This is a genomic window from Pseudoalteromonas sp., assembly GCF_041613455.1.
In the GTDB taxonomy this organism is placed as follows: domain Bacteria; phylum Pseudomonadota; class Gammaproteobacteria; order Enterobacterales; family Alteromonadaceae; genus Pseudoalteromonas.
Genome location: NZ_JBFJHD010000148.1, coordinates 1 through 7,556, shown reverse-complemented (window position 1 = coordinate 7,556; position 7,556 = coordinate 1). Strand labels below are relative to the sequence as shown.

The following is a 7,556-nucleotide window of genomic DNA, read 5'->3' as shown; positions in this document are numbered from 1 at the left end:
TGCGTCAGTCAGTAATATAAGCAAATCGCGTTAACGTATTGGGAAATCATTGTGCGACTTAAACTAGTTAGTCTATTAATTATATTGTCAGGGTTATCGGCGTGTAGCACAACCGAAAAACCAACTAAAAACAGCGATAACTACAGCAGCAGTGTAAATGCACTTGAAAATAGCGCGAACAGTGCACAATCTATTTACCAATTAGCTAAAAATCGCCAAGGTGCCGATAAAATCCAGCTGCTTTATAGCGCCCGCGATGCGGCTGTGTCAGAGCAAAGCTGGCAGCTGCTAGAGCTCGTATGCGCTGAGCTGGAATTAACGCCCAGTGTTGATCAAATTCAAAATAACCTCTATTTAGCCTATGCACTAAAGCAGCAAAATAAAAACGATAAAGCACTGGTGATTTTACAAGCGTTAGATGGCCAACTAAAACAGCCTGAACACTTTGCATGGCACCAGTTTTTAACGGCCAGTGTGTACGCTTCGCAAAACTTTGCTAAACGCGCAGTTCCCTACTTTTTTGCCGCCACTGAGTCAGCAACTAAAAATAACATTGATATTCCACAACTTAACCAACAGTTATGGGATAACTTAAATAAACTGTCTTCTTATGCGCTTGAGCGCTTTAATCGCGGCTCGGTCATTCAACAAGGGTGGGTTAATCTTGCCTTGTATCATCATGTTTATGGCGGCAGCAGCGTTGAACTCGATCAGGCGATTAATAATTGGCGTCGGCGTTACCCGGGTCACCCAGCAAGCAATATACTCGCCAAGAAAAATGAATTAGTAGCCGATTTAGCCCCAGTAACCATTAATCGCTTAGTTGTGCTATTACCCCAATCGGGAGCCAATAAACGCTTAGGCGATGCACTTAAAGCGGGTGCTTTAGCCGCACTCGATCAACATGTAATCGATGAGACAATTTTTATTGATGAAAATAACAGCGTGCAGGAAATTAGCGAGCAACTCAGCACTCTAAAACCTGACTTTGTTATTGGGCCACTGCTTAAAACAAATATAGATAAATTGGCCGAAGCTAACGCACTACTCGACATCCCTACATTACATTTAAATACTTTTGAAGGTGAGCGACTGTCTTTGCAGCACTACTTTTTTGCGCTTAGTCCTGAACATGAAGTACAACAAGCGTTAGAGCACTTTTTAGCCCAAGGCTATCAAAAGCCGATGCTACTAGCTCCTAATAACGCCAACGGCCAACGCTTGGTCGATTATTTTAACCTGCAGTGGCAACGCTATAGTGAAACCAAACCACAAATTGGCTTTTATAATAATAATAAAGATATGCCAGATACCATCACCAGCTTATTAGAGGTAGATCAAAGCAAACAACGCATCACCGCTGTACAAGCATTATTTAAACAACAAGTCGAAAGTGAAACTCGCTCACGTAGCGATATTGATACTATTTATATCTTAGGCGATGCCATTGAAACTCGCTTAATCAAGCCATTTCTCGATGTGAATGTTAGTACCTTTGCAGAGCGGATCCCCGTTTATGCCAGCTCAAAAAGCCATAGCTTACAAATAGACCGCACCGATAAAGGCGACTTAGATGGTTTGTACTTTACCGAGTTGCCTTGGATGCTCGACTCACAAATTAAGCAACATAATCTGCGTCAACAGTATGACACGTTATGGCCCGAGCACACCGACATTAGTCAGCGCTTATTTGCCATGGCATACGATGCGGTGATGATACTGCGTGACATTAGACAGCTTAGCCTAACGCCAGGTAATCAATTTAATGGCTTAACCGGTAAACTCTCGGTGAACAGTAGCGGCTATATAGAGCGTACTCTTGATTGGGCACAATACAGCAACCGTCGAATTAAACCGGTACAGTTAAAAACCCAGCGCCCAGTGCCGTTATTTATGCAATCAGCCAGCGATATTCTCACCATTAACTAAGGGGCCGCTATGTCCTGGTTTAAGCAGCTATGGCAAAATAGTCGTGAAAAAGGCCAGTATTATGAGCGCCAAGCAGAAAAGTATTTAGTCGCTCAAGGCTTAATAGCCATTGAACGAAACTACTACTGCCCCTTTGGTGAGCTGGATGTGATAATGCAAGACGGCGATACGTTAGTGTTTGTGGAAGTTAAATTTAGAAAAAATAATGTCCGAGGCGGTGCTAATTACGCTTTAAGTGCGCAAAAGCAAGCGCGACTAAAACGCAGTATTTATCATTACTTAGCCGCTAAAAACCTAACCAACCAGCCGCTAAGAATTGATTACGTTGCAATAACGGGTGAACCATCACTCCATATTAACTGGCTTAAAAACGTATTTTAATACCCTCTACATTAAATAACTGGCTGTTAGCTTACTACTAACTAGCCCGTTATTAATCATTTTGGTATGAGCTCACACAAAATTAGGTATAAATTGTTGGTATTCTATGCAAGACACAATTAAAGAAATTTTTACAGAAAGTATTCAAGTACAAATAGCCGCGGGCGAAGTTTTACCCAGCGCGCTAGAATCAGCCGCATTTACCATTGCCCAAAGCCTGATCAACGGTAATAAACTCATTTGTTGCGGCACTGCCAACTGTCATATGCTTGCACAACACATGGCTGGGGTACTCGTTAACCATTATGAAACCGAACGCCCTTGCTTGCCGGCTATTGCATTATCGCAAGAAAACATCAATCTAGGACAAAATAGCCAAACTGATGAACATGACACCTTTGCTCGCCAAGTACGTGCGTTTGCGCAACAAGGTGATTTACTGCTGGTGTTGGCAATTAATGGCAACGAAAAACAGATAATTTCGGCTGTTGAAGCGGCACTAACTAAAGACATGAAGGTCATAGTTATGGTGGGTGATGATGGCGGTGAGCTAGTTGGCTTACTGGGCCCTAATGATGTTGAAATTAGGACCCCCTCAAAACGCCCTAGTCGCATTATAGAATCGCATTTAGTGAATCTGCACTGCTTAAGTGAACTCGTTGATTTAACTCTTTTCCCACAGGATGATAATTATGTTTAAACGCTCTGTTTTGGTAGTGGCCACAGTTGTATTGCTTCAAGGATGTGCAGCAGCAGTAGTTGCCGGGACCGCCAGTGCAGTGACAGCTGCTAACGATCGTCGCACCATTGGCTCACAAATTGATGATAATAATATTGAGATCAAAGCCAGCTTTGCCATTAGTGAAGTCACACGGCTGAATAAATTTGCTCGTATTAACGTTATCAGCGTTAATGGCATTGTGTTAATGGTTGGCCAAGTTGCTAACGAAGAAATGAAAAACGAAGCACAGCGCAGCATTGAGGGCGTATCCGGTATTCGTAAAATACACAATCAAATTCGCATTGGCTCAAATGTGGGCGTAACCACGCAAACCCACGATTCTTGGTTAACTTCTAAGGTAAAAGCGCAGCTACTTGCAGCGAAAAACATTAGTAGCAATAACATCAAAGTCGTGACCGAAAATGCCGAAGTATTTTTAATGGGGCTCGTCTCCGATGCCGAAGCAAACCAAGCGGTAAATATAGCCCGTAACGTTTCGGGTGTAGAGCGCGTAATTAAAGCGTTTGAATATTTGTAAAAATATCAGGTTCGAGGTTCGAGGTTCGAGGTTCGAGGTTCGAGGTTCGAGAAATTTACAAACCTTGCGGTTAACATTGCAAGGTTTTTTTAGGCGCGTAACTCGTCGCTCGTAACCCGCCGCCCAAAAATAGAATGCGCGGTATAAAGCCTCGCCTACGTTCAATCCAAACACCGTGCTTGGCTTAATCACTGCCTAATACCTAACACCTTTTCCCTTTAACCTAATATTTTTTTACAAGCATAAAAAAACCGCTTATTAAGCGGTTTTTCGTATCTCAATCACCTATTATTTTATAACACGTAAATGAGAGCCTTTTTTCTTTTCTGGCTTTTCTGGCGCAGGTTTATCATCTACATCAGTAGTCGATAAACTAACAGGGTCTAACTCTTCTGCAAAATCGTCTTCGTCCTCTAAAAACTCATCTGCGGTAAACACTGTCCCTTCACCATTTTCACGCGCATAAATTGCAAGTACCGCCCGTAACGGCACATACACTTGCATTGGCTGTCCGCCAAAGCGCGCATTAAAGCTTAGTTGCTCATTGTCTAACGAAAACTGCGTGACCGCTGAAGGACTAATGTTTAACACAATTTGTCCATCTTGCACAAACTGTGTAGGCACTTGTACTGCAGGGTAATCAGCGTCCACCACTAAATGCGGAGTACACTCGTTATCAACGATCCAATCAAAAAAAGCGCGTAATAAATAAGGACGATTAGGCGTCATTATAAACGGATCTCACGCTCAGCTTCGGTTAAAGAAGCTTGGAATGATTCGCGCTCAAATAAGCGTATCATGTATTCTTTTAGCTCTTTAGAGCCTGCGCCATTTAGCTCAATACCTAACTCAGGTAAACGCCATAACAATGGTGCAAGGTAACAATCTACTAAGCTGAACTCTTCACTCATAAAGTAAGGTGCTTCGCTAAAGATTGGTGCAATTGCCAGTAATGCCTCAGTTAACTCTTTACGAGCCTGAGCTGCATCAGGGGCGTTGCTAGTGATTTTATCAGCAAGGCTGTACCAATCAGTATCAATGCGGTGCATCATTAAACGGCTACGACCACGCATTACCGGGTAAACAGGCATTAGTGGAGGGTGAGGAAAACGTTCATCAAGGTATTCCATGATGATGTTTGCCTGATATAAACCAAGCTCACGGTCAATCAGTGTCGGCACTGTACCGTAAGGGTTAATTTCATGAAGTGCTTCTGGCAGATTATCCTTTTCTGCTAAATGAATATCTACACTTACACCTTTTTCAGCAAGTACAATACGTACCTGATGGCTATACATACAGTTAGCACCAGAAAAAAGGGTCATTACAGGGCGCTTATTGGCTGCTACGGCCATGCCTACCTCCATTAAATAACTAAAACAGCAATAGGGGCTTAAGCCCCTATTGCAAAATTACCTTTAAATATGTTCAAACTTAATGAACATCTCTCCAGTATTCTTTCTTCAGCATAAATGCCAAGATAAATAGGATAATTAAAAATCCAATCACCTTGATACCTAATGCTTCAGACTCTAAACGTGAAGGTTCACCCACGTATTCGAGGAAGTTGGTTAAATCGCGAACCGCTTGATCGTATTCATCGACACTTAACTCACCCGAACCATCAGTTTCAGTTGCAACTATTTTGGTCACAGTATGACCATTTACTTCAACTTCTTCTGTGATTGCTGTTGGTAAGCCTTGTAGTTCTTGCAGTACATGCGGCATACCTACAGATGGAAACAGTGTATTGTTTACGCCAAAAGGACGTGATTCATCTTTGTAAAACGATTTTAGATAAGTATATATCCAATCAGAGCCACGAACACGTGCAACGTTAGTTAAATCTGGTGGCGCAGCACCAAACCACTTTGCCGCATCGTCTTTTTCCATCGCATTGGTAATGTGGCTACCCACTTTTGAACCGTCAAAAATTAACTGTTCAGCACCAATATCTGTTGGAATACCAATATCACGGAAAGTACGTTCATAACGTTGATACTGCATTTGGTGACATGCAACACAGTAATTCATGAACAACTTTGCGCCACGTTGCAACGAAGGCTGATCAGTAAGGTCATTGCCAGCATCTAATAAAGGTACTGAAGGACCCGCAGCCATTGCCGGCAACACATTAATTGATAAAGCAAATAAACCAATAAGTAGCTTCTTCATCATTTCGTTAACCTCTCAGGCAATGGCTTAGTTTTTTCATTCTTACTGTAAATAAATAACAGTACGAAGAACATAAAGTAAGTCACAGTACAGATTTGCGATATTATCGTTTTCATATCAGTTTGAGGAGTTGCACCCACCCAACCTAATAGTACGAAAGTCACCACAAAACCTGCAATGTTCCATTTGTGGAAGCCACAACGGTAGCGAACTGATTTAACGGTTCCGCGGTCAACCCAAGGTAATAACGCAAGTACTACAATCGATGCACCCATAGCTGCAACACCCATTAACTTATCAGGGACTGCACGTAAAATTGCATAGAATGGCGTAAAGTACCAAACAGGGAAAATATGTTCTGGTGTCTTCAGTGGGTTAGCTGCTTCAAAGTTTGGCGCTTCTAAGAAGAAACCATTCATAGCAGGCATAAAGAACACGACCCAACAGAAGAAAATTAAGAAACCAACCACACCCACAATATCTTTTACTGTGTAGTAAGGGTGGAACGGTATCGCATCAACAATGTCTTTTTTGTTAGTGTAATACTCATGGAATTTAAATTTAGGCTTATCTTCTTCGGCAACAGAGCCTTTCTTACGCTTAATTTCAACACCATCTGGGTTGTTTGAACCCACTTCGTGTAAAGCAACAATGTGTAAGAATACTAAGATAACAATGACTAAAGGTAGTGCAATAACGTGTAATGCAAAGAAGCGGTTAAGCGTTGCACCCGATATTACGTAGTCACCACGGATCCACAGTGTGAGGTCATCACCAATAACAGGGATAGCACCAAACAAGGATATGATAACCTGCGCACCCCAGAACGACATTTGACCCCATGGTAATAAGTAACCCATGAACGCTTCTGCCATTAGTGCTAAGAAGATAAACATACCAAACAACCACAGTAATTCGCGTGGTTTTTGATAAGAACCGTAGATCATGCCACGGAACATGTGTAGATAAACAACGATGAAGAACGCTGACGCACCTGTAGAGTGCATATAACGTAACAACCAGCCGTATTCAACATCACGCATGATGTATTCAACCGATGCAAACGCACCTTCCGCTGATGGTACAAAGTTCATCGTCAACCAAATACCGGTAAGGATTTGGTTAACTAGCATTAACATGGCCAATGAGCCAAAGAAGTACCAGAAGTTAAAGTTTTTCGGTGCTGGATACTGTGCAATATGCATGTTCCAAACACGAGTCAACGGAATACGATCGTCAACCCAACCAAGGATCTTACCAAACATTACGCAGCCCCTTGTTCTTCGCCCACTAAAATAGTGGTTTCATCGATAAAGGTATAAGGTGGTATTTCTAAGTTTAATGGTGCAGGTACCGATTGGAATACACGGCCTGCCATATCAAATTTAGAACCATGGCACGGACAATAAAAACCATCATCTGTCCCTTCCACTTTCTCACCAAAGCCACCTTGTAAAAAGCTAGGTGAACAACCTAAGTGTGTACAAATACCTACAGCCACAAAAATTTCCGGGCGTTTAGACCGGTATTCGTTAGTTGCCGATTCAGGTTGTTGAGGCTCTTGCGATGCTGGATCACGAAGTTTATCTTCGTGAGCTTTCATCTGCTCAAGCATTTTTGGGGTACGTGATACAACCCATACAGGTTTACCACGCCACTCGACACGTATTAATTGTCCCGGTTCAAGTTTGCTGATATCTACTTCTACAGGCGCACCCGCAGATTTAGCTCGCTCACTTGGATTCCAAGACGCAATAAAAGGAACAGCAGCCCCAGCCGCACCAACACCACCAACAACAGAGGTAGCTATGG

At 42.5% G+C, this 7,556-nt stretch carries 9 protein-coding genes; 4 read left to right on the top strand and 5 right to left on the bottom strand.

Features of this window, described 5'->3' with window-relative positions:
- Positions 1–51: 51 nt before the first annotated feature.
- The 4 genes from ABYB02_RS12430 to dolP all read left to right on the top strand — a co-directional run bounded on the left by ABYB02_RS12430 (position 52) and on the right by dolP (position 3,569).
- On the top strand, positions 52–1,929 hold the full coding sequence (locus ABYB02_RS12430) for a penicillin-binding protein activator (protein WP_372762763.1): 1,878 nt from the start codon (positions 52–54) through the stop codon (positions 1,927–1,929).
- A 9-nt stretch (positions 1,930–1,938) separates the two neighbouring features.
- Complete coding sequence (locus tag ABYB02_RS12425) at positions 1,939–2,310, top strand: YraN family protein (RefSeq protein WP_372762762.1); 372 nt, start codon at positions 1,939–1,941, stop codon at positions 2,308–2,310.
- Positions 2,311–2,416: 106 nt separating this feature from the next.
- Positions 2,417–3,010, top strand: a complete 594-nt coding sequence (locus ABYB02_RS12420) for an SIS domain-containing protein (RefSeq protein ID WP_372762761.1) — start codon at positions 2,417–2,419, stop codon at positions 3,008–3,010.
- A complete protein-coding gene (gene dolP, locus ABYB02_RS12415) occupies positions 3,003–3,569 on the top strand; it encodes a division/outer membrane stress-associated lipid-binding lipoprotein (protein ID WP_372762760.1) in 567 nt (188 codons plus the stop codon). Before ABYB02_RS12420 ends, dolP begins: the two co-directional genes overlap by 8 nt.
- A 288-nt stretch (positions 3,570–3,857) precedes the next feature.
- Here the strand turns inward: dolP and ABYB02_RS12410 are convergent, their stop codons facing one another.
- The 5 genes from ABYB02_RS12410 to petA all read right to left on the bottom strand — a co-directional run bounded on the left by ABYB02_RS12410 (position 3,858) and on the right by petA (position 7,554).
- Positions 3,858–4,298: a ClpXP protease specificity-enhancing factor gene (locus ABYB02_RS12410; RefSeq protein ID WP_372762759.1), complete on the bottom strand. Its 441-nt coding sequence runs from the start codon at positions 4,296–4,298 to the stop codon at positions 3,858–3,860.
- A complete protein-coding gene (gene sspA, locus ABYB02_RS12405) occupies positions 4,298–4,924 on the bottom strand; it encodes a stringent starvation protein SspA (RefSeq protein ID WP_372762758.1) in 627 nt (208 codons plus the stop codon). The genes ABYB02_RS12410 and sspA overlap by 1 nt, the downstream gene beginning before the upstream one ends.
- Before the next feature lie 79 nt (positions 4,925–5,003).
- Positions 5,004–5,747 (bottom strand): cytochrome c1, encoded by a 744-nt coding sequence (locus ABYB02_RS12400; protein WP_372762757.1) that lies wholly within the window; start codon positions 5,745–5,747, stop codon positions 5,004–5,006.
- A complete protein-coding gene (locus tag ABYB02_RS12395; RefSeq protein WP_372762756.1) occupies positions 5,744–7,009 on the bottom strand; it encodes a cytochrome bc complex cytochrome b subunit in 1,266 nt (421 codons plus the stop codon). Before ABYB02_RS12395 ends, ABYB02_RS12400 begins: the two co-directional genes overlap by 4 nt.
- Positions 7,009–7,554, bottom strand: a complete 546-nt coding sequence (petA, locus tag ABYB02_RS12390) for a ubiquinol-cytochrome c reductase iron-sulfur subunit (RefSeq protein ID WP_372762755.1) — start codon at positions 7,552–7,554, stop codon at positions 7,009–7,011. The genes ABYB02_RS12395 and petA overlap by 1 nt, the downstream gene beginning before the upstream one ends.
- Positions 7,555–7,556 lie beyond the last annotated feature (2 nt).

Bases quoted from the DNA above. Each gene is read 5' to 3' on its own strand.
- ABYB02_RS12420 (WP_372762761.1), top strand. From the start codon at position 2,417: ATGCAAGACACAATTAAAGAAATTTTTACAGAAAGTATTCAAGTACAA.
- ABYB02_RS12400 (WP_372762757.1), bottom strand. From the start codon at position 5,747: ATGATGAAGAAGCTACTTATTGGTTTATTTGCTTTATCAATTAATGTG.
- ABYB02_RS12425 (WP_372762762.1), top strand. From the start codon at position 1,939: ATGTCCTGGTTTAAGCAGCTATGGCAAAATAGTCGTGAAAAAGGCCAG.
- dolP (WP_372762760.1), top strand. From the start codon at position 3,003: ATGTTTAAACGCTCTGTTTTGGTAGTGGCCACAGTTGTATTGCTTCAA.
- sspA (WP_372762758.1), bottom strand. From the start codon at position 4,924: ATGGCCGTAGCAGCCAATAAGCGCCCTGTAATGACCCTTTTTTCTGGT.
- ABYB02_RS12395 (WP_372762756.1), bottom strand. From the start codon at position 7,009: ATGTTTGGTAAGATCCTTGGTTGGGTTGACGATCGTATTCCGTTGACT.
- ABYB02_RS12410 (WP_372762759.1), bottom strand. From the start codon at position 4,298: ATGACGCCTAATCGTCCTTATTTATTACGCGCTTTTTTTGATTGGATC.